A 22,505-nucleotide genomic window follows, 5' to 3' on the forward strand; every position below is an offset into this window, starting at 1 on the left:
CTTTTGCTGGCTATTGCCAGGCTTATGCTCGTTGGAAGGAAGCAGAAGAATTTATAACTCAGCATGGAAGTATGGTGCGTACACCTAATGGATATTTACAACAAGTTCCTCAGGTATCTATTGCTCAGACTAACTTAAAAATTCTGCTGAAGTTCTGTGAACAGTTTGGTCTAACACCCTCTTCAAGAAGCAGAATTGTTACTGGTGAAAGTATGGCTAATTCTAGTGATGAGATGGAACTGTTATTAGGAGGTAGTGAATGATGCCGTATCAATACAAACCATCTCCTTTTGTGCTAGAAACTTCCCATTATGACAAGGCAAAGGCCGACCGTGCAGTTACTTTTATTGAAAACCTCTGTCACACCAAAGGGAAATGGGCAGGAAAGAAGTTTTTATTGCTTCCTTGGCAGGAGCAGATTGTCAGGGATATCTTCGGCATTGTTGGAGAAAATGGGAAAAGACAGTTCCTTACCGCTTATATTGAGATACCTAAAAAACAAGGAAAATCTGAACTTGCAGCAGCTATTGCACTGTATCTTTTATATGCAGATAATGAACCCAGTGCTGAAGTTTATGGAGCTGCTTGTGATAGGTCACAGGCTTCTATAGTATTTGATGTTGCAAAACAGATGGTACAAATGTCACCGGCACTTTTAAAAAGATCTAAGATTACTGCAGCCACAAAGCGTATCGTAAATTATTCAAATGCAGGATTTTACCAAGTACTCTCTGCAGAGACAGGAACTAAGCATGGACTGAATGTTTCAGGCCTAGTATTTGATGAAATTCATGCTCAACCAAACAGAAAATTATATGATGTTCTAACAAAGGGTTCTGGTGATGCAAGAGAACAGCCACTATTTTTTATCATAACAACAGCAGGAAATGATAAAAATAGTATTTGTTATGAATTGCATACAAAAGCATTAGATATAAAAGCAGGGAGAAAAAAGGATAACACATTTTATCCTGTTGTTTATGGCCTTACAGAACAGGATGACTGGAATAATGAAGAAGATTGGTATAAAGCAAATCCTTCTCTTGGACATACTATTTCTATTGAACGTGTACGTGAAGCTTATAAGAATGCACTTGAAAATCCTGCTGAGGAGAATGTGTTTAAACAGTTAAGACTTAACATTTGGACATCAGCAACTGTATGCTGGATACCTGAACATATCTATAACAGAGGAAATCTTACAATTGATTTAGAATCTCTCAATGGGAGAGAGTGCTATGGTGGTCTTGATCTTTCTAGCACTTCAGATATAACTGCACTTGTTTTGGTATTTCCACCTCGGACAGAAGATGAGAAGTATGTTGTATTACCTTATTTTTGGCTTCCGGAGGATACTTTAGGCTTAAGATGTAGAAGAGATCACGTACTTTATGATGTATGGGAACTTCAAGGTTATATTCAAACAACTGAAGGAAACGTAATTCACTATGGTTTTATAGAGAAATTCGTAGAAAAACTGGGCGAGAAGTATCACATCAAGGAAATTGCCTTTGACCGATGGAATGCAACACAAATGGTTCAGAATCTTGAGGATATGGGTTTCACAGTTGTACCTTTCGGTCAAGGGTATAAGGATATGTCACCTCCGTCCAAGGAATTGTATAAGCTGCTCATGGAGGGAAGCATAAATCATGGAGGGCATCCAGTCCTTAAGTGGATGGCTCAAAATGTGGTTATGAGGCAAGACCCAGCGGGAAACATAAAACCTGACAAGGAAAAGTCTGTAGAGAAGATAGACGGTATTGTGGCAACTATTATGGCACTTGACCGTTGTATAAGAAATAAGAATGATGATGGTAGTGTGTATGACGAGAGAGGCATAATAGCTTTCTAATTATATTTTCAAATATCATAGTATTTAAGAAGAAATAGCTTGACGTATAATATTATATGCGATAATATGATATTAAAGAATAATAAGTTATTAAGAAAATAATAACTTATTATAAATATAAATAAGGAGGCTGATATTTATGTCAGTAAATATTCAAATAACTCTTACGGATCAAGAATTTAAAATTTTAAAGGGTCGTTCAGATGAAGCCGGCTTAACACCTGCTCAATTTATTAAGCAGAGAGCTCTCGACCATTCTGAATTCAACACTTTGTTCTCTGAGTTATGCCAAAAGGTAGAAGAATTAGAAGTTGGTACTGAGTTTGATGTAAAGTCTATTTTTGGGCCAAAGTGGTTTACTATTAAAGAACGTGGTATTAAATTAAGTCTTGGCAGAAATTTCAATAAGCTTGTTAAATCCGGTAACGTATCAGTTAAGGAGAATGGCAAGGATTCAGCAAATACCCAAAAGTATATAAAAATGTAGGAGTTTTATATGAATTGTGAAATAAGAATACTAAAAAATATTAGTTTAGATGTTGTAATATCAAACTCAGTTTTATCAATACTGAATTCCAATAAAGGGGTAATGCTTTCTTCTAATCAAATACTTCTGTTATTACCACGAAATCTACAAATTATATTAAATAACATTGCTTCGTCTTATTCGAAAGGGCCGTGCTCTAAACCTGCGGCTTATGTAGGAAGTATTGCTTCTGATTTAAGCAATAATATTAGAAACGTGGTTCATAATTATAAATATTATTGCCCTATACTAAAAAGAAAAGACGATGCTTTTAAATTTATCTAATTCTATATTTTTGTTTAAAGCGCCTACACTAGTTGGTGCTTTTTTTCTGCCCTTCTTAAGGAGGAATACTAATGAATTTTCCAATAATATCAAGATTTATCAAGTCAAGAGATAAACCTTCAAACTATTATACGGCTTCTGATTATCCATTTTTATTCGGGCCTACAACTAGCGGCAAGAGCGTAAATGAATATACGGCAATGCAGACCACAGCAGTCTATTCATGTGTGAGAATCCTGTCAGAAGCAATCGCATCTTTGCCACTGCATCTTTATCGGTATAAAGAAAATGGTAAGGAACGAGTATATAACCATTCATTATATCGACTGCTTCATGATGAGCCGAACAGTGAAATGACCTCTTTTGTTTTCAGAGAAACCCTTATGAGCCATTTGCTTATATGGGGAAATGCTTATGCTCAGGTAATACGTGATGGTGCAGGCCGTGTGGTTGAGCTATATCCTCTTCTTCCTAATAAAATTGATGTTGCAAGAGATAAAAGCGGTGAAATTTACTATACTTATACTAGTTATTCAGAAGACAATCCTAAATTTAAAGGGTATGGAACTGTAATTTTAAGAAGACAGGATGTACTTCATATACCTGGACTTGGATTTGATGGACTTGTAGGGTATTCACCTATTGCCATGGCAAAGAATGCAGTTGGAATGATAATAGCCTGTGAAGAGTACGGAGCTAGTTTCTTTGCAAATGGAGCAAATCCTGGTGGTGTTCTCGAACATCCAGGTGTTTTAAAAGACCCAAAGAAGGTGCGTGATTCCTGGAATGAAGTTTATAGAGGAACTAAAAACTCTCATAAGGTAGCGGTACTAGAAGAAGGAATGAAATATCAGCAGATAGGTATTCCTCCAGAGGAAGCGCAATTCCTTGAAACAAGAAAGTTTCAGATAAATGAAATTGCGAGGTTATATCGCATACCACCCCATATGATAGGGGACCTTGAGAAATCAAGCTTCTCAAACATTGAGCAACAGTCGCTAGAGTTCGTTAAATATACTTTAGATCCGTGGGTTATTAGGTGGGAACAGGCATTACAACGTTCGCTTTTGTTACCAAATGAAAAGAAAGAATACTTTATAAAGCTTAATGTAGATGGCCTATTGCGTGGAGATTATCAAAGCAGGATGAATGGTTACTCGATAGGCAGACAGAATGGATGGCTTTCTACTAATGACATACGTGAGCTTGAAGATATGAATCCAATTCCGGATGCAGAAGGAGGTAATCTGTATCTGATAAATGGTAACATGACCAAACTGAAGGATGCAGGAATATTTGCTACAGCAGAAAAAGGTAATGCTGATAGCAATAATAAAGACACACAACAAGAGAATAGGAGGATGCAGTGATGAAACGTAAGTTTTGGAACTGGGTGAAAAATGAGGGGGGAAGAACCCTTTTTTTAAATGGTGAGATTTCAGATGAAACCTGGTATGGAGATGAAGTAACCCCTAAGCTTTTTAAGAAAGAACTAGAAAGTGCTAAGGGCGATATTACTGTGTGGATTAACTCTCCTGGAGGTGATGTTTTTGCAGCAGCTCAAATATATAACATGCTAATGGATTATCAGGGAAGTGTGAAAGTAAGAATTGATGGGATTGCTGCTTCAGCAGCATCGGTTATTGCAATGGCAGGAACAGAGGTTCTAATGTCACCGGTTGCCATGATGATGATTCATAATCCTATGACCATAGCAATTGGAGATTCTAGCGAAATGAAGAAGACTAGTGCTATGCTTGATGAGGTTAAAGAAAGCATTATAAATGCCTATGAAATCAAAACAGGTCTTTCAAGAACTAAAATTTCTCACCTAATGGACTCGGAATCATGGTTTAATGCAAAAAAAGCCGTAGAACTTGGATTTGCAGATGGTGTGCTCTTTGAGGATGATGAAATGGACAGTGATGAATTAGAGGCCGTTATGTTCTCACGGGTAGCAGTTACTAATTCACTTGTGTCAAAGTTAATTCAAGTAAAGTCGGAAGAAGGAACACCTGTAGAACAATTAGAAAAAAGACTGAGCCTTCTGGCTCACTAATTTTAGGAGGTTGAATTATATGAATAAAATTCTTGAACTCAGAGAAAAACGAGCAAAATCCTGGGAAGCTGCTAAAGCATTTCTTGACAGTAAAAGAGGAACAGATGGACTTTTATCTGCTGAGGACACAGCTACCTATGATAGGATGGAAGCAGATGTTGTAAATCTTGGTAAGGAAATAGAAAGGCTAGAACGTCAGATAGCAATTGATGCAGAGCTTTCTCTTCCTACATCCAAGCCGATTACAAATAATCCTGGAGAAGGTGCTGATGGCAAAGCCAAAACTGGTAGAGCTTCTGATGTGTATAATAAGGCGTTTTGGAATAATATACGTCAAAGAAATTTTTATGATGTTCAAAATGCATTACAAATTGGCACAGACTCAGAAGGAGGATATCTAGTGCCGGATGAGTATGAAAGAAAACTGGTACAGGCACTTGAGGAAGAGAATATTTTCCGTAAACTTGCTACAGTTATCAAAACGTCTAATGGGGATAGAAAGATACCTATTGTTACATCAAAGGGGACTGCATCCTGGATGGATGAGGAAGGTTCATTCTTAGAGAGTGATGATGAATTTGGACAGACTTCCATAGCAGCATATAAATTGGGTACCATGATTAAGGTTTCCGATGAACTTCTAAACGATAGTGTGTTTGATCTTCAAACATATATAGCAGGAGAGTTTGCTCGTAGAATCGGTGCCAAGGAAGAAGAAGCCTTTTTTACTGGCAATGGAACAGGAAAGCCAGCTGGTATTTTTGCAGATACCGGAGGTGCAGAAGCTGGTGTTACCACTGCAGGTGCAAGTATATCCTTTGATGATGTTATGGACCTTTTTTACTCTTTAAAATCTCCTTACAGAAAGAAAGCAGTATGGACTCTTAATGATACCACCGTTAAAGCACTAAGGAAATTGAAAGATGGCAACGGTAACTATATCTGGCAGCCCTCCGTTCAGGTTGGGGTTCCAGATATGATTCTGAACAGGCCTTATCACACATCAAGCTATATTCCTGACCTCACAGCGGGAAATAAGGTCATGGCTTTTGGAGACTTTAGTTATTATTGGATTGCAGACAGGCAAGGTCGTTCCTTTAAGAGACTCAATGAGCTTTACGCAGCAACAGGACAGGTAGGGTTTCTTGCAAGCCAGAGAGTAGATGGAAAGTTAATTCTTCCAGAGGCTGTGAAGGTTCTTCAACTGAAAGCTTAGTAAATATAATTTGAGACTGGAGATGAGTGTGTGATTATATCATTATTAGAGGCAAAGGAATATCTAAGAGTTGATAGTGATGATGAAGATACACTCATCACTAGTTTTATTAAGACAGGTGAAGATATATGCGAAGGTATATTAAGATATCCTTTATCTGAGTTTAATACTGTACCAGAAACTATTAAGCTCGCAATTATGTATGCGACAGCCTATATGTATGAGAATAGAGAAACTTTTGAGTATAAGAATATTATCAGTACAATTACCGGATTGGTTCATCCATACAGGAAGGAAGTTTGGTGATAATATGACAATTGGTGATCTGAATCAAAGAATAACACTGCAAAAGTATTCAATAGGTATATCTGAAAATGGATATGAAACTGAATCATGGATTGATTATAAAACAGTATGGGCTTCAGTATCAGATTTATCCGGGAGGGAATTTTACCAAGTTGCAGCTGTTCAGGCAGAAAAAACAGTAAAGTTTCTTATTAGGTTTGTAGCGGGAATCGATTGCTCAATGAGGATTCAGTTTGGAGATAGACTATATAATATTGTTGCTATAGATAATATGAAATATGATAAAAAGCTGATTCTCATTAAAACCATGGAGGTGAATATGAGTGGCTAGAATTGAACTCGAAGGAATAGAGGAATTAATTGATAGGGTGAACAAGATTGGTGCTAAAGGTGAGACGATAAAGAGGAAAACCCTAGATAGGGCTGGTGAAATTGTTAAAGTAACTATGGAAAAAAAGGCTCCTAGATCACAGCATGTTAAAAGACATATGGCTGATAATATTCAGATATCTGATATAAAGAAGAGTAATGGTGTAGATTTCGTTAACATTGGTCCTAATAAAGGTGATAACTCAGAGTTCTTTTATAGTAAGTTTACCGAATGGGGAACCAGTAGGATAAGCGCTCAACACTGGGCAGAAAAATCACTTTTAGAGAATAAAAAAGAAATCAACAATGTTATTCTAGAAGAATTGAAAAGAGGGCTTGAGGAATGATTAATAAGACTATTATTGAAATCCTCAAGCCATTAAATATTCCAGTAACTTTTCAAAAGTATACTGGAAAAGCTGAAACTTATATAACTTTTCACGAATACTTAACCTCTGGAGAAGCATATGAAGAAGATGAGGAAGCACTGATAGGACACTATATCCAAATAGATATATGGTCAAAAGGTGATTATACAGTAATAGTAAAAGAAGCTAAAGAAAAGCTAAGGAAAGCTGGTTTTAGAAGATTAAATGAATCTGATCTTTATGAAGAGGATACTAAGATCTATCATAAAGGTCTTAAATTTTATTATTTAGAGGAGGGAGAAATGAATGCCTAGACAGATTGGACTCAAGGATATTCACGTTGCTATATTAAAAAGCGATGATAGTCAAGGTGTTGTTTATGAAACACCTATAAAACTTGAACGAGCTATAAATGCCAAGATATCACCTAAAGCCAATACAGAAAACATATATTCGGATGATTCTGTTGAAGACATTATTACTGCTTTTGAAGGAATTGATGTGGAAATAGAGGTGAATCAGCTTTCCTTGGCAAGTAGGGCCTTGTTACAGGGCTCTAAGATTGTAAAAGGTATACTAATAGAAAATAAAGATGATATGGCTCCAACTTTGGCATTAGGTTTTAAATCGAAGAAAAGCAATGGTAAGTATAGATATGTGTGGTTGTTAAAGGGTCAATTTGAGTTAGCTTCAGATGATTATGACACAGAGGCTGAGAAGCCAAAGGCACAGAGCGCTAAGCTAAAAGGAAAATTTTATTCTAGAGATTATGATGGTAATTATAGATTCATTGCAGATGAAGGAATAGAAGGTGCAGATTCCGATGTTATTAACAGTTGGTTTCTATCAGTGCCAAGTGAACCAAATAAAACAGAATAAAGAAATATATTTAAGTTATTTTTATTCGTTTAGAAATAAAAGCCTTTATTATATAATGAAGTAAATATACCTTTTATAACAGAATTTAACAATAATGTTTAATAATTGGATTATTATTGCTATAATAATATGTGCAAATAAGTATATATAGGAGGAAATATTAATGTTAGAAAATAATAAAGGTGTAAAGATATTGGTTTCTTGTGTTATTTCTTTGGTATTTTTATTTGTAATAATTTTTTTATCTATTAGTTTAACAGAGAAAAAGTCAATTTCTGATAAGCTTAATGTTTTCGAAAAACAATTAGCCATTTTGAAAGAAGAAAATGAGGATTTACAAGATCAAATAATTAAATATAATGAGAAGGTTAATACTTTAGAGAATGAAAAGAGTATATTAGAGGAACAAAATACCAATAGCTTAAAAGCGTTAAGTGATTTACAGGATAAAATTAATACCAATACAAATTCAATTAATAATAGTAGTAGCCACTCTATAAATAATGAGAATAATAGTAATAGTAATGTTTCAAATAGTGGAAACCAGCAGAATAATAATCCTAATATTCAACTAAGTGAGAAAGATAAAATGGTAGCTGAGGCAAGAAAGTATTTTAGTGATAGAGGTGTTAAATTAAGTAGTAGTGGATATTCTGAGATGGTAGGAACAAACTTAAATAGTGGAATTAATGAGCTTGAAGGGCACAGAGTTTTTGCTATTACTATTGATAACTATGATATAAAAGATAATAATATATGGTTTTATTATAGTCCTGAAACGAAGGTCGGATATAAGTATCAAAATGAAACTTGGACAAAAGTTTAGCAAGAAAACCAATGAAGTATTCATTAGTAATTTTGATTACAATCGCTACCGTGTTTTTTTGTTCTAAATCATATGATTATTAAATTTTGTGGATAGATATAATTATTAAGTATAGACATATAAATATTAAGAGGTGATATTTATGTGGAATATTCCAACTGAAAAATTCGACCCTAAGGGAAAGCAGTATTATTTTAGTTTCTGTAAACAAGACTGCTATCAAGCTATGCATGGCAAGTGTTCATTAGATTTATCAGAGGATGAAGTGAAATTAATTCCAGAGAATGATTGTGAAGGGGATTCTAAGGTTAGTCATTGTAGAAATACTTACAAGTCTATTATTAGTGAAGGACAATCATCTCCTATACTTATTACTGATAACATATGTAATCATTATACAGTTGATGATGGACAGCATAGAATATGTATAGCAAGTAAAAAAGGACTAATGCTAGAGGCCTATATTACGAAGAGTGATGATGTTTGCCATGTATGCAAAAAAGAGGAAGAAATTAAGGAATCAATATTATACGAAGAAAAAAAATTTAAGATATTTGCTCCTAAAAAGACCATATTTCAAAAAATATTCAATATAGAGCCAAAAAATTTGTATCAAGATAGTCTTGATAGAGAAAAAGAGAGTTTAAAACAACATCAATTAGAAAAAGAAAGTTCGTTTAGGCAATTTTAAATATAGAAAAAATTCTATAAGCCTTTCATATTATGTAAATATTCTTATCAATGATATGTTAATATAGCCGCTTATTGGCGGCTATTCTTATGAGGAGGATTAAGATTGAAAGCATCAGAATTGAAAAGTAAAGGTGTTAATTTCCGATTAGCAGATAAAGAGTATGAACTAAAATTTGATATGAACACGTTCTGTGAGTTAGAAGAGGTGTATGGAGATATTAACAAAGCTTTTGATGATTTACAGAATAGAAAGATTAAAGCAATTAGAGCTCTTATTTATTCAGCTATTAAGGCTGAGGATGAGAGTGTAACCCTTAAGGAGGTAGGTAGAATGCTTACCTTAAATGATATGGAGAGGCTTGGAACTGCTATTAATGAAGCACTTTCTGTAGCTATGCCAGAGATAAAAGAAAATATGGGGGAATAGAAAGCCACACTGATTCTGAAGGATGGGATTGGGAGTGGCTTTTCTATTTAGGTACTAACATATTGAAAATGTCAGAGGAGCAGTTTTGGAGAAGTACACCTAAGAAGCTTCAGGCTCTTTTTACTATTTATAAAAGGGTTAACGGTATTGAAGAAGAGGAAGAAGGCTTTATAGACGATATTATTTTTTAAGCGAGGAGGTGAGTAAATGGCAAATGAAACTAGTACTGTTGTAGCTAGGGTAGGTCTTGACGATAAAGGATTTCAGGAAGGTGTTTCTAAGATTCAGAGAAGCTTAAAGGTTGTTCAGAGTGAGTTCTCTGCAGCAAACACTAAGCTTGGGGATTTTGGTAAATCAACAGATGGTCTTAAATTAAAGTCAGATTCTCTGAGTAAGCAGATTGAATTACAAAAAGATAAGGTTGCAGCCTTAGTAAAAAGCTATCAAGAGAGTGTAGAAGCTAAAGGAGAGGATGCTAAGTCTTCAGAGAATCTAAAAATATAGCTCAACTATGCTACTGCTGAACTAAATAAAATGCAGAATGAACTTAAAGCCACAACTAAAGAATTAAACACTAAAAGCTCTTCCTGGCATAAGTTATCGGAAAGTATGAACAAAGCCGGAGATACTATGAAAAAGGTCGGAGAAAAGATGACCTCAGCAGGTACTAAACTAACTGCTGCTGTTACTCTACCCATCCTTGGAATAGGAACCGCTACTACTAAGATGGCTATGGATGCTGTTGAGTCAGAAAGTTTATTTGAGGTTTCTATGGGTGCGATGGCTGATCAGGCTAGGATTTGGTCGGATAAAATATCAAATTCATTAGGGCTTAATTCCTATAATGTTAGAAATAGCATGGCTACATATAATGCTATGCTCACCTCTATGGGATTAGTTTCAGAAGAGGCTTTAGATATGTCACAAGGACTTACTGAGCTATCTTATGATATGGCTTCATTTTATAATCTAAATCCTGAAGAAGCATTCAATAAATTAAAGTCAGGTATTTCTGGTGAGGCTGAGCCGCTTAAAGCCTTAGGTATACTAGTTAATGAAAATACAGTAAAGACTTATGCCTATACTCATGGTATTGCTGAAAACGGAGAAGCTTTAACAGAGGCTCAGAAAGTTCAGGCAAGGTACGGAGTAATTATGGAGGCAACTAAAAACGCTCAGGGTGATCTTGCCAGAACTATAGATAGTCCTACCAATAAGATTAGAGCAATGAAAGAGCAGGCTCAGGAGATGGGAGTTCAATTCGGACAGATACTTATTCCAATCCTTGAGAAGTTAATTTCTGTTATAAAGCCACTAATGGATAGGTTTCAGGGACTGTCTAAGGAACAGCAAGAAACCATAGTTAAGGTAGGCTTAATAGTTGCTGCGATAGGGCCAGTAATATTAGTCATAGGAAAAGTGATTACTATCATAGGGACTTTGTCAGGAATTATTAGTACTGCATCAGCAGCTATTGCAGCGGCTGGAAGTGTTTCAGCTGCTCTCGGTGCAGCTTTTACTTCTGTTATTGCACCAGTAGGAATAGTAATTGGTATTATAGCAGGACTTATAGGAATTGGAGTACTTCTTTATAAGAATTGGGATACCATTAAAAATACTATAAGTTCAGTATGGGATTGGTTAAGAATAAGCATAGGGAATTCAGTATCTGCGATAAAGGATTCAATAAAATCTGCTTGGGAGTCCGTGAAATTAGTTTGCATGCCGGTGATTGAATCTATAGCTAATACTATTAAAAGCATATGGGAGGGGGTAAGAGCATCTATAGCCTTCCTATGGGAGTTAATAAAGGCTATATTCTTAAGTGCTTGGACAGTCATATCATCAATAGTTCAAACTTATATAAACATAGTATCTGGCATAATTAGTGTTCAGTGGCAGTTAATAGAGTTTATAACTACAAAAGTATGGAATGCTATTTCATCTGTTATAAGTGCAGTATTGAATTCTATCATATTATTCATGAGACCTGTAATTCAGATGATTTCAACCATGATCACATCTGCATGGAATGTAATAAGCACAGTTACTAGTATCGTTTTTAACGGAGTATTCTCATATTTACGAGCTACATGGAGCACTATAAGTTCTACACTCGCTTCAATATGGAATGGAATTAGGACTGTATGTGTTTCTGTATGGAACTCTATTTCAGCTTTTTTCTCGTCAATATGGAATACAATAGCAGATGTTTTTAACCAGGTAACAAGCAACATTAAGAATATAGTTGCAGGTGCATGGAATAATCTTTTAGGAATCACTACCTCTATGTGGAATAGTATTAAAGATGCCTTATCATCTCCAATATCAGCAGCAGCTAATTTCATAAAGGGACAATTAGATAAAATAAAGGGATTTTTTAATGCATTAAATATTAAATTGCCTCATATTAAACTTCCACACTTTAAGATAGAGGGTGAGTTTAGTTTAGCGCCACCAAAGGTACCAAGGCTTGCAGTTAACTGGTATGCATCAGGGGGAATATTTAATAGTCCAGGCATTATAGGCGTCGGAGAAGCTGGCTCAGAAGCAGTTCTTCCCATTGATAGGTTGGACGAGCTGATGGCCAAGGCTATAGAAAAGGTAAATGGGAATAAAGGAAATGGTGGCTTGACTATTAAAATAGAAAACTTCATCAATAATACTGAGAAGGACATTGAACAGCTAGCATATGAATTAGAATTTTATCGACAAAGAGTAGCTACTGGAAGAGGTGAGTTTTAGTGTTAAGTTTTGATTTTGGAGATAAAAACAGCTACACAGATTTTGGTATATTAATTTCAAAAAGGCCATCTATACCGTCAGCAAAAAGAAGAGTAGATTTTTATAACATACCTGGAAGAAGTGGGACTCTTAAATATGATGAAAATACTTATGAAGATATAACTATTACTTTAGAGTGTAGTTTAAGAAGTACAGACCTTTTAAGCGAGATTGACAAGATTAAGTATTGGCTATTTAGTTCAGCAGAAAGCGAGCTTATATTTAGTTTCCAGAAAGATAAAAAGTATATAGCACAAGTGGTCAATTCAATTGATATAAAGCAAGTATATAAATATTTAGGATACTTTCCTATTATTTTTAGTTGCCACCCTTTTAAATATCATAGCGATGATAATATTTTAATTCCTTATGCAAGCCCATTTACTTTTAAAAACACAGGAACACTTCCGAGCGAACCTATTATAACTATTTATGGAAGTGGATTAATTAAACTTAAAGTAAATGATGAAGTAATAGAACTTCATGATGTGGATGGAATTATTGAATTAGACAGTGAACTTATGGAGTGTTATAGCCCTACGGAACTTAGAAATGGCTCAATGTATGGTGAGTTCCCACTGTTTAGAACAGGAGATAATAAAATATCATGGGAAGGAACGGTTAGTAACATTTATATAAAACCCAACTTCAGAAGCTTATAGGAGTGATATTTGTGTATTTAAAAATTTTGAGGAAGAGTCCTTTAAGTAACTTTAAACTTAGTGATTTTGTTGATGATATTAATAAGATGAAATATGCTCTTGATGAAATTGAGAGCTTAAATGGCTTAGTGGACAGAATAATAATTGATCCAAGTATAGCTAACCTATATAGCATAGACGATACTCACATTAGCAATAAAACTGGATATAGCTCTAACAAAATTGAGTATATAGTTAATACATTTAAAAGGACATATATGACTTAAGGGGTGGAAAAGTGAATGATTTAAGGTTACCTCAAAAAATGCTTAATGACTATTTTGAACTGCTTGATTATCAGCGAGATTTTTTAGCTTTGAAGGATAGTATTGATAAGATGCAGGAAAAACTTGCGAAAATAAAAATCTTAACAAGTGACCCAGAAAGCGTGGATGAAATAATAAATGATGAAAGTAGTTCTCTTATTACAACCTATAGCTCAGAAAGAATAGAAGCACTTTTTAGTGATTTAACTAGAGATGCTGTTATAGCTAAAGAAAAGATAGTGACTGCAATAAATGCTAGAAAGCCTAGTGCTAATGCAAGGATAGAAGATTCGTGGGATCTTCTTTCTTTTTATATTAGTTTAATGGGAAACCTTCAGTTTCAATTTAAGGAGCTTGTACTTAATAAAGTAAGGTTTACTAACCAAAGTAATAGTTTGATTAGAACGGCCTTGAATGATTATATCGGAGAACAATTAAACCCATTCCTATATAGGCCATATGAATATAAGCTAGTTGTTTCAAAGGATAATGCTAACTATATTAGAGAATATGATGTAAAAAAGAATATGAGTATGGGATTATCTATATTCATGAACTCCATTAGAGTATATTAGGAGGAAAAAATATGCGAGAAGTAGTTTCCATGAGCAAGGACTATATTTCAGGAGTTGAAACTAAAGAAAAAAAGTATAAATCAGATAATTTTAAAACCACAGTAACTGCACTGCTATATGATAGCAATGGCAAAATGGTCCAAGAGCATATAACTGAAAATATAGTTCATACAAAACATATTGATTTTCAAATGTTTATGACTTATTTTACAAATCATTGGAATTCGTTTTTGGCTGCACGCTTTACACCGCAATTATTAACGTCTACCTATTTATTGGTATTAACTGATTATAACGGAGCTGAGAATGCTGAGAACTTGTATAAAAGGGGCAACGTGCTGGCTTATGCTTCAAGAGCAGATTATGTAGTGACACCTACACCTAAAAGAGGATATATGAATACAGCAGAATCAGTAAGGACCTCTATAAATAAGCTAAAACTTGTTTTTGATTTTCCTCAGGAAACGGGAAATGGAACCTTTCAAAGTCTATGGTTTAGTGAGCACACTGATTTTATAGAAGCTTGTGGAACTTTAAATACTATTTCTGGTGGAAGTAACTCTAGTTATCACTATAAAAATATTATATGTGATAATGAAGGATATTGGTTTGTTACCAATAGTACAGAGATTGTCAAAAATAAATGGATTGGTGATGAAGTGTCAGGTAGCAGAATTAATGTTTATGGTATACCTACAAATATTCAGACAACATTCAATCCAAGTTTTATAAGACTCTTACACATATCTACTGAAGGCGCTATATATGTTGAGTCTAGAGGAACAACTAATAAGCTATATAAGATATCAGCAGATAGAAAGTTAGTAACTGTCCTAAATTCTAATTTCTACGATATCTTCGGGACAACTTATTATAATAACAATATTTATTGGCTATGTAGAGTTACAGGAACATCTAAATATGTCATAGGGAAAATGGACATAAGTAAGTTTGAGAGACTAGAGGACTTTACTCTCGATGAAGTCAATTTTTCTGATATAGATGAAATTTTAAAGTCTATTTATCCAGAGGCTACTAGCTTTCAGTATAACCAGCCAACTATGAATATAAGTATATTTGAAGATAAATTAGCTTTGGCTATTGATGGAACATACAATAATTCTGTATACATTAGCAGGATCGCTTTACTCGATATAGCTACTTTATCGTATGTTAGTGATTTTTACTCTATATGTAGGTCTGTTGGATTAGGTCCTTATGCGGGTAATTTTAGTTCATCAAGTCCTACGGGAACAAGTGTATCTTCATCTAAAGTATATAAGTTTATCAATAATGGCACACATTTTATATCTACAGATATGGCTATATGTGTGGTATCCCCACCTTACTCACATGCGAAATTATCTGCACCTATAACCAAAGATAATTCTCAATCCATGAAGATAATATATGAGCTGGAATTTGCTTTCCCAGATGGATGGAATGGAAATCCTACAGTTAAGTTCTAATCCTTCATGCACCTATCAATCATTGAGATGGAGATAAAAGATGAGATATATAGATATAGGAAAAATAGATTATAATAATCTTGAACTATATAAATACTATGAACTTGAAAGTAAAGAAGAGGTATATGTTAACCGCTCAAAAAATGTAAAAGTCTATAATGGAGATGAAACAGACTTTACTCATAATGGTATTACTACACTTATTAATCTTACTTCTTGCTTTATTACAGAAGAATTGAATGGATCATATTTTATAGAACTAGAGTGTATAAAAGATAAGACAAATAAGCATCTAGCTCTTCAACCTCTTAATATTATAAAAGCTGATGGCCAATTATTCAGGATTCCTTTTAGGGAGAACATTCAGGAAAATGGGTTTAAAACAAAAATTACAGCAAACCATATTTTTTATGATTTGGACTTTGGATATTTACCAGACATAACTCTCACAGATGCTTCGATAGCAGAAGTCATGGATTATGTGCTAGGAGGGACTGATAAGTTTTCTCTCGAGCATTGTGATATAGAAGGAAATCATCAAAGCACCTTTGATAATATGACACCTCTGCAGGGGATATTTCAGAAGGTGCTTAAACTTTGGGGTGGGGAGCTATACAGAGATAATTTTAATATAGCAATTAAAGAAATGATAGGAAGAAACACAGATATTATAGTCTCTTATGGTAAGAATATTTTAGGATTTAATGAGATTGTAGATTGCAACTCAATTACAACTAGAGCATACCCAATGGGCAAGGATAGGATGACAATTGCAAGTGCTAATAACGGAGTCCCTTTTATAGACAGCCCTAGAATATATAATTATCCTTTAGTATTTGAAAGAAGAATCTCATTTAGTGAAGTCGATGATCCTGGTTTATTAATAAGAAAAACAGAAGCTTTATGGGGAGAAATAGACATTCCTAAAACCACTTATAAAGTTAAGATTGCTGATTTAGCAAGGACAAGAGAATATGATTTAATTAAGTCTTTCATAACTTTAAATATTGGGGATGTAGTGACTATAAGGCATAAAATATTTGATGTTGAACTTAGAGCGAAGGTTATTAAGTTAAAGAAGAATATTTTACTTGGTACCATAGAGGAGATAGAACTTGGACAATTCTTACCTACATTATTTAATAAGATTAACTCTATGACAACTACTATTGGCCAAGCAGAACAAGCTATTCATGACAATTCAACTATTGTTGATAGTGTAAATGAAAACTTAGGAGCAGTTACTTCAGGATTGTTAGATAGACCCACTTTTACTCAGACTCAGGGTATTGTTAACAATGCTATAGAAAATATTGACCTGTCATTTATGGTGGATAATAATACTTTCAGTGGAGCAATGATAAATGTAGACAATAAAATAAAATCAGTGGATGAAAGAATTGATAGGTTTATAAGAAGAAAAAGAATGGGGATATTTTAATGGATGTCGATATTTATAGAGTTTTTGAAGGTGATGTCTTAGATAATGAAACACCAATACACATAAATGAAGAGGTATATTCTCCAGCAGCAGGCAGAATGCTTACTTTAAGAGCAGCTGCTTTTTTTAATGCTTCAAGTTCAGTTGGAATAGTCTACTTGAAATTAGGTTCAACTTATATTATAAATGCTGAAGTTCAGCCCTTGACTTCAATTTTACTAGATTGTCAAAGTGCAATTTTATTATCTGGTGAAAAGATATATCTGAAAGGAGGTATTGATAGCAATATTAAACATAGGATATGGGGAGTTGAAATGGATTATTAAAGAAACTAATGAAAGTAATAAGCTAAAATAGGAGGGAACACTTTTGAAGAATTTTATAAATGTTATACAAACATTATTTGCTGCAGTAGGAGGATATGTTGGATGGTTTATGGGAGGGGTAGATGGCTTTATGTATGCATTAATTATTTTTGTTGCCATTGACTACATCACGGGCCTTATGGTGGCAGCACTAGAAAGAAAACTATCAAGTGAGGTTGGTTTTAAAGGTATTTTTAAAAAGGTTTTAATTTTTGTAATGGTTGGTATAGGTAATATAATAGATTGTTATCTCATTAAAAATGGTAGTGCGATTCGTACTGCTATTATTTTTTTCTATGTTTCTAATGAAGGTATAAGCATTCTAGAAAATTCAGCCAAGGTAGGTTTGCCCATACCAGAAAAATTAAAGGATGTTTTAAAACAGATAAATAAGGAGGATAAATAAGATGGTAGTAAAGGTCTGTCTTGATGCAGGGCACTATGGAAAATATAATTGTTCGCCAGCTAATAGTAATTATTATGAATCAGATATGGTATGGAAACTTCACTTATACTTGAAAGAGCAGCTTGAAATGTACGGTATAAATGTTATTACTACAAGGGATGACCAGAAAAATGATAGAGAACTTTATGAACGAGGACTATCATCTAAAGGATGCAATCTCTTTATTTCTTTACATTCAAATGCCGTGGGATCTTCGGTGAATGAGAAAATAGACTATCCAGTCTCCTATGTATTACTCAATGGAAAATCTGATGATATAGGATTGAAGCTTGCAAAAGTAGTTGAAAAAGTGATTGGAACTAAGCAGCCAGGGAAAATAGCTAATCGTCGTGGTAATAATGGAGAATACTACGGAGTCCTCCGTGGTGCTAATGCCGTTGGTGCTCCAGCTATTATACTAGAGCACTCTTTTCACACAAATTCAGAAATAACTAATTGGTTACTAAAAGATGGTAATCTTAAAAAGTTGGCACAGGCCGAGGCAGAATGTATAGCTAGTCATTATGGTCTGAAGAAAATCGAGGGTGATTCACCAGGTAGTGACAACAATGATAAAGAAGAAGCAAAATTTAAACCATATCTAGTGGAGGTTACTATCAATAATTTAAATATTAGAACAGGGCCAGGCACCAATTATAATACAAACGGTAAATATACAGGAAAAGGAGCTTTTACTATCATTGAAGAAGCAAAGGGTACAGGTGCTAGTAAATGGGGATTGTTAAAATCATACTCTGATAGAAAAGATGGTTGGATTTCTCTAGATTATACTAAAAGGATTTAATATAAGGGTCAGGCGAATTAAGTTTTGCCTGGCCAGTTTTTTTATAATATTATATGTTTCCAAAGACTAGTATTAAGATGGGTAAACAGCTGTATTGCTTGACTTAGATAGTATTTTGAGTGATATATATAGTCACTACAAATAAAGGAGCTTTTTTATGAGAGTAAAAATCATAAAACCTAAGACTGATGATCTGAACTGCAAAAAAATAAGAGTTTGTGCTTATGCACGTGTTTCTACAGATAGCATTAGTCAAGAAGACTCTTTAGAGAATCAAACTTCTAGTTATGAACGATTGATTACATCAAATACGAGCTATGAATATGTTGGAGTTTTTGCAGATCAGGGCATAACTGGGTATAGTGAAAAAAGACCTGAGTTTCAAAAAATGATTGAAAGAGCAAGAAGAGGAGAAATAGATTTAATAATAACAAAGTCAATTTCACGGTTTGCCAGAAATACTGTTACAGTGTTGAAAGTAGCAAGGGAGCTGAAAGAATTAGGGGTAGCAATTTTCTTTGAAGAACAAAATATAAACACTCTAACTGGGGACGGTGAGGTTATGCTTACCGTCCTCTCTTCTTTTTCTCAAGAAGAGTCTAGGAGTATGAGTGAAAACATGAAATGGACAATGAGGAGGAAATTTGAACGTGGAGAGATAGTTATAAATACTAAGAGATTTATGGGTTATAACAAAGATGAATATGGAGATTTGATTATTGATAGAGAGCAGGCAAGAATCGTAAAAAGAATCTTTGATATGTACCTTAATGGAATGGGAATGTTTAGTATCGCTTCTTATTTAAATAAAGAGAAAGTGCCATCATTAACAGGCAGAGGGTGGTCGGATGCAGCTATAAAAGTAATATTAACTAATGAAAAATACAAAGGAGATTTTATTCTACAAAAGTACTATGTACCTGAGAGTCGAAGGAAGTCCTCAGTAAGAAATAAAGGAGAAATACAGAGCTATTATATTGAAGATAATCATCCTGCCATCGTTACCAGAGAAGAGTGGGAAAGAGTGCAACAAATCATGGAGAAAAGAAAAATACAAAGAAGAATAGGGGTAGATGGGGTAGATAAGTATCAAAATAGATATCCACTTTCAGGAATGCTAATTTGCCCTTACTGCCTTAATACTTTAAAGCGAAAGCAAGTTTATAACAAAAGAATAGAATGGTGGTGCTCAACATACATCGCTAAAGGAAAATCAACTTGTAAGGGTATAAAAATATCTGATGAAGAAGTATTAAAAGAAAATATCACTGAGCTTACTGTAATTGAGGAGGTAATTATAAATGGCAAGAAGTATTACTGTTATACCAGCAAGGCAGACTACAACGCAGGCATCAGAAATAAATCAAGGATCCCAAAAGATAAGGATGGCAGCATACTGCCGCGTGTCAACAGACCAAGAAGAACAGCTATTAAGTTATGAGAATCAGGTGAATCACTATAGAAATTACATTCAGCAGAATCCTAATTATGAATTTGTAGGCATCTATGCAGATGAGGGCATCTCAGCGACTAGCACTAAAAAGAGAGATGAGTTTAATAAGATGATTGCAGATTGCAGGTTACGTAAAATTGACCGTATAGTTACGAAGTCTATAAGTCGATTTGCTAGGAATACCCTTGATTGTTTAAATTATGTTCGTGAACTAAAAGAATTAGGTATCGGAGTAACTTTTGAGAAAGAGAATATTGATACCCTTGATGCAAAGGGAGAGGTACTGCTTACTATTCTTTCTTCACTTGCACAGGACGAAAGCAGGTCTATTTCTGAAAACTGTACCTGGGGAATTCGCCGGAGATATGAAAATGGAAAATTCGGTATGAGTACAAAGAGGTTTCTTGGATATAACAAAGACGAAAATGGAAACCTAGTTGTTGACCATGAACAGGCAAAAATCGTGCAAAGGCTTTATTATGAATATCTTTCTGGAAAAACAGTAGATTATATCAAAAGAATTTTTGAAAGGGAGGGGATAAAAAATTGGAATGGGAAGCCTGAATGGAGATCAAGTACATTAAAGAGCATGTTATGTAATGAAAAATACAAAGGTGATGCAATTCTTCAAAAAAGCTATACGGTAGATTTTTTAAGTAAGAAACGGGTTAAAAATAAAGGGCAGATTAAGCAATACCATATTGAAGAGAATCACGAAGCTATAATAGACCCTTTAGTATGGGAAGCTGTACAGCTTGAGCAGCAGAGAAGAGATAGATACATTGCAGAGCATGGAACAAATTCTTACTCGCACAATCCTGAAACAAACCCGTTTGCTAGTAAGGTAATATGTGGCACATGCAATAAGGCCTTTATTAGAAAGGGATGGAAGACAGGTGATGGTTATAGAAAGGTGTGGCAGTGTCAGGAACGCTATAAAGTTAAAGGTGTTCAAGGATGCTCTAATCGCCATATTGATGAAACAGTCCTTGAAGAGGCATTTATAATGTGTTGGAACTCTATTATCGATAAACGAGAGGAGATAAAGGCACGGTGGGAAAGACTTGCTGAATTTGGAATTCCGTTGGAGCAGTACCGAGCAGTGCAATTCTTGTATATTACAGAGAATATAGCACAAATAACAGGTTTTGATATAGATTTTATGCTCAACACGTTGGACCACATCAAGGTTTATGAAAGCGGGAAACTGGTAGTGACCTTTATGGATGGTACAGAGATTAACTGTGGCTAAGGATAAACTAATTAATTACTGAGGCTGGTTTGAAATGGAAGCTTCAAATTGGCCTTCTTATCATTATAAGTAAACAAGTAAACCGAATTTTATTACATATTGATTTTTTTATTTTATATTCATAAAAGGTTACTTTTGTTTATATTGTAAAAATTTACAAATTATAATATAATTTGAGTCAAGAGTATATATGCAGATAATCAGTAAACTCAAGTACATATTTGAGGTTTTTTGTTTTTATGCATTATTTGAGGAGGGGCTTATGTCAAATAATATAATGGCTGGTATTGGAGATCCATACTGGTACGAATGGTCTATAGGGTTACTTTATGCTCTTGAAATGCTGAATCCTGATAATAATATTAAGCATGTTATCTTGCAATCAGAAGATATGCAGGGACTTGATGATGTAGTTATCGAATATAATGACGGTAGTGCACACTGTATACAGATAAAGCACACTAGAGAAGGTAATTCAATCACTTTTTCAGATATGATTTACAAGAGTGATAAAAAAAAATCTTTACTGGATTCTATGTGCCGAGATTGGAAAGAATCTATCAAACTTGGATATAGTTACTGTAGAGCAATATTATATACAAATAGAAAAGCTGGAATCAGACAAAGTAACAGGGTTGAAGACAATAATAAGTACCTTTTTCCAGCACTAAAAAACTTTATTAATCATATTTTTAAGCAGTTAGATAGTGTATCTTCAATTTCAGAAATAACTATACCAATGGAATGGGAAAAAGCCTGGAGCGAATGGCTAGCCGAGATGTACTGTTTAGATAATGATGAAGAAAAATTAGTCTTTCTAAAATCTATAGAGATAAAGACAGATCAGGCTGATTTAGATGTTATTATTGATGAAATATCAAGAAAGTTATGTAATCATTTTCATATAAGTGATAGGGTAAGTATACAACTAGACCAGAAACTATGCTATGCATTACGCACTTGGACAACTACAAAGCGAAAGAAACAACAAATTACTAAAGAAGACTTATTTGAAGCCTTATCGCTAGCAGGGGATAAAATACAGGGAGATCATAATTTAAAGGTTTGCGAACCATTTTTCTCTTCGAGACTTGATTTTGTAAATGAATTAGAATCAAAGCTTTTAAGTAGAGAGGCCCC

Annotated in this window: 29 protein-coding genes; all 29 read left to right on the forward strand. The window is 34.3% G+C overall.

What is annotated here, in order from left to right:
• On the forward strand, nt 1-263 hold a 263-nt coding region (locus tag TA89_RS03345), incomplete at its 5' end, for a phage terminase small subunit P27 family (protein ID WP_040210838.1).
• Nucleotides 263-1,855 carry a terminase large subunit gene (locus tag TA89_RS03350; RefSeq protein ID WP_040210871.1) on the forward strand — a complete coding sequence of 531 codons (1,593 nt, stop codon included), beginning with the start codon at nt 263-265 and terminating at the stop codon, nt 1,853-1,855. The genes TA89_RS03345 and TA89_RS03350, both read left to right, overlap by 1 nt.
• Before the next feature lie 139 nt (nt 1,856-1,994).
• Complete coding sequence (locus tag TA89_RS03355) at nt 1,995-2,342, forward strand: DUF1413 domain-containing protein (protein ID WP_040210841.1); 348 nt, start codon at nt 1,995-1,997, stop codon at nt 2,340-2,342.
• A 9-nt stretch (nt 2,343-2,351) separates the two neighbouring features.
• Nucleotides 2,352-2,666, forward strand: coding sequence for a hypothetical protein (locus tag TA89_RS03360; protein WP_040210842.1), 315 nt, complete (start codon nt 2,352-2,354; stop codon nt 2,664-2,666).
• Between the two features lie 71 nt (nt 2,667-2,737).
• Complete coding sequence (locus tag TA89_RS03365; RefSeq protein ID WP_040210843.1) at nt 2,738-4,036, forward strand: phage portal protein; 1,299 nt, start codon at nt 2,738-2,740, stop codon at nt 4,034-4,036.
• Nucleotides 4,036-4,725 carry a head maturation protease, ClpP-related gene (locus TA89_RS03370; RefSeq protein ID WP_040210845.1) on the forward strand — a complete coding sequence of 230 codons (690 nt, stop codon included), beginning with the start codon at nt 4,036-4,038 and terminating at the stop codon, nt 4,723-4,725. Before TA89_RS03365 ends, TA89_RS03370 begins: the two co-directional genes overlap by 1 nt.
• 19 nt (nt 4,726-4,744) lie before the next feature.
• Nucleotides 4,745-5,941, forward strand: coding sequence for a phage major capsid protein (locus TA89_RS03375; RefSeq protein WP_040210848.1), 1,197 nt, complete (start codon nt 4,745-4,747; stop codon nt 5,939-5,941).
• 30 nt (nt 5,942-5,971) lie between these two features.
• Complete coding sequence (locus TA89_RS03380) at nt 5,972-6,247, forward strand: head-tail connector protein (RefSeq protein WP_040210849.1); 276 nt, start codon at nt 5,972-5,974, stop codon at nt 6,245-6,247.
• A gap of 4 nt (nt 6,248-6,251) precedes the next feature.
• Nucleotides 6,252-6,578 (forward strand): phage head closure protein, encoded by a 327-nt coding sequence (locus TA89_RS03385; protein ID WP_040210851.1) that lies wholly within the window; start codon nt 6,252-6,254, stop codon nt 6,576-6,578.
• Nucleotides 6,571-6,963 carry an HK97-gp10 family putative phage morphogenesis protein gene (locus TA89_RS03390; protein ID WP_040210852.1) on the forward strand — a complete coding sequence of 131 codons (393 nt, stop codon included), beginning with the start codon at nt 6,571-6,573 and terminating at the stop codon, nt 6,961-6,963. Before TA89_RS03385 ends, TA89_RS03390 begins: the two co-directional genes overlap by 8 nt.
• Nucleotides 6,960-7,298, forward strand: a complete 339-nt coding sequence (locus tag TA89_RS03395) for a hypothetical protein (protein WP_040210854.1) — start codon at nt 6,960-6,962, stop codon at nt 7,296-7,298. Before TA89_RS03390 ends, TA89_RS03395 begins: the two co-directional genes overlap by 4 nt.
• A complete protein-coding gene (locus TA89_RS03400; RefSeq protein ID WP_040210855.1) occupies nt 7,291-7,863 on the forward strand; it encodes a major tail protein in 573 nt (190 codons plus the stop codon). The genes TA89_RS03395 and TA89_RS03400 overlap by 8 nt, the downstream gene beginning before the upstream one ends.
• Nucleotides 7,864-8,026: 163 nt before the next feature.
• A complete protein-coding gene (locus TA89_RS03405) occupies nt 8,027-8,689 on the forward strand; it encodes a hypothetical protein (RefSeq protein WP_040210857.1) in 663 nt (220 codons plus the stop codon).
• 142 nt (nt 8,690-8,831) lie between these two features.
• Nucleotides 8,832-9,380 (forward strand): hypothetical protein, encoded by a 549-nt coding sequence (locus tag TA89_RS03410; protein WP_040210858.1) that lies wholly within the window; start codon nt 8,832-8,834, stop codon nt 9,378-9,380.
• Between the two features lie 105 nt (nt 9,381-9,485).
• On the forward strand, nt 9,486-9,809 hold the full coding sequence (locus tag TA89_RS03415) for a tail assembly chaperone (protein ID WP_040210859.1): 324 nt from the start codon (nt 9,486-9,488) through the stop codon (nt 9,807-9,809).
• 62 nt (nt 9,810-9,871) lie between these two features.
• Nucleotides 9,872-10,000: a hypothetical protein gene (locus tag TA89_RS19000; protein WP_278246195.1), complete on the forward strand. Its 129-nt coding sequence runs from the start codon at nt 9,872-9,874 to the stop codon at nt 9,998-10,000.
• A 16-nt stretch (nt 10,001-10,016) separates the two neighbouring features.
• Nucleotides 10,017-10,313, forward strand: coding sequence for a hypothetical protein (locus TA89_RS17910; RefSeq protein WP_082023830.1), 297 nt, complete (start codon nt 10,017-10,019; stop codon nt 10,311-10,313).
• Nucleotides 10,314-10,343: 30 nt separating this feature from the next.
• Nucleotides 10,344-12,554, forward strand: coding sequence for a phage tail tape measure protein (locus tag TA89_RS03420; protein WP_082023831.1), 2,211 nt, complete (start codon nt 10,344-10,346; stop codon nt 12,552-12,554).
• Nucleotides 12,554-13,255 carry a distal tail protein Dit gene (locus tag TA89_RS03425; protein WP_040210860.1) on the forward strand — a complete coding sequence of 234 codons (702 nt, stop codon included), beginning with the start codon at nt 12,554-12,556 and terminating at the stop codon, nt 13,253-13,255. Before TA89_RS03420 ends, TA89_RS03425 begins: the two co-directional genes overlap by 1 nt.
• Before the next feature lie 26 nt (nt 13,256-13,281).
• On the forward strand, nt 13,282-13,521 hold the full coding sequence (locus TA89_RS03430; RefSeq protein WP_147590057.1) for a hypothetical protein: 240 nt from the start codon (nt 13,282-13,284) through the stop codon (nt 13,519-13,521).
• A gap of 11 nt (nt 13,522-13,532) precedes the next feature.
• Nucleotides 13,533-14,135: a hypothetical protein gene (locus TA89_RS03435; protein WP_040210862.1), complete on the forward strand. Its 603-nt coding sequence runs from the start codon at nt 13,533-13,535 to the stop codon at nt 14,133-14,135.
• Between the two features lie 11 nt (nt 14,136-14,146).
• Complete coding sequence (locus TA89_RS03440) at nt 14,147-15,604, forward strand: hypothetical protein (protein WP_040210863.1); 1,458 nt, start codon at nt 14,147-14,149, stop codon at nt 15,602-15,604.
• 40 nt (nt 15,605-15,644) lie between these two features.
• Nucleotides 15,645-17,045 carry a phage tail spike protein gene (locus TA89_RS03445; protein ID WP_040210864.1) on the forward strand — a complete coding sequence of 467 codons (1,401 nt, stop codon included), beginning with the start codon at nt 15,645-15,647 and terminating at the stop codon, nt 17,043-17,045.
• Nucleotides 17,045-17,371 carry a hypothetical protein gene (locus tag TA89_RS03450; RefSeq protein ID WP_040210865.1) on the forward strand — a complete coding sequence of 109 codons (327 nt, stop codon included), beginning with the start codon at nt 17,045-17,047 and terminating at the stop codon, nt 17,369-17,371. The genes TA89_RS03445 and TA89_RS03450 overlap by 1 nt, the downstream gene beginning before the upstream one ends.
• Nucleotides 17,372-17,414: 43 nt before the next feature.
• Nucleotides 17,415-17,816: a phage holin family protein gene (locus TA89_RS03455; protein ID WP_040210867.1), complete on the forward strand. Its 402-nt coding sequence runs from the start codon at nt 17,415-17,417 to the stop codon at nt 17,814-17,816.
• Between the two features lies 1 nt (nt 17,817).
• Nucleotides 17,818-18,660: an N-acetylmuramoyl-L-alanine amidase gene (locus tag TA89_RS19125; protein ID WP_052447298.1), complete on the forward strand. Its 843-nt coding sequence runs from the start codon at nt 17,818-17,820 to the stop codon at nt 18,658-18,660.
• A 157-nt stretch (nt 18,661-18,817) separates the two neighbouring features.
• A complete protein-coding gene (locus tag TA89_RS03465; RefSeq protein WP_040210868.1) occupies nt 18,818-20,101 on the forward strand; it encodes a recombinase family protein in 1,284 nt (427 codons plus the stop codon).
• Nucleotides 20,046-21,365: a recombinase family protein gene (locus TA89_RS03470; RefSeq protein WP_040210869.1), complete on the forward strand. Its 1,320-nt coding sequence runs from the start codon at nt 20,046-20,048 to the stop codon at nt 21,363-21,365. Before TA89_RS03465 ends, TA89_RS03470 begins: the two co-directional genes overlap by 56 nt.
• A gap of 262 nt (nt 21,366-21,627) precedes the next feature.
• On the forward strand, nt 21,628-22,505 hold an 878-nt coding region (locus TA89_RS03475; protein WP_040210870.1), incomplete at its 3' end, for a hypothetical protein.

Source organism: Clostridium polynesiense, from assembly GCF_000820705.1.
Lineage (GTDB): Bacteria > Bacillota > Clostridia > Clostridiales > Clostridiaceae > Clostridium_AA > Clostridium_AA polynesiense.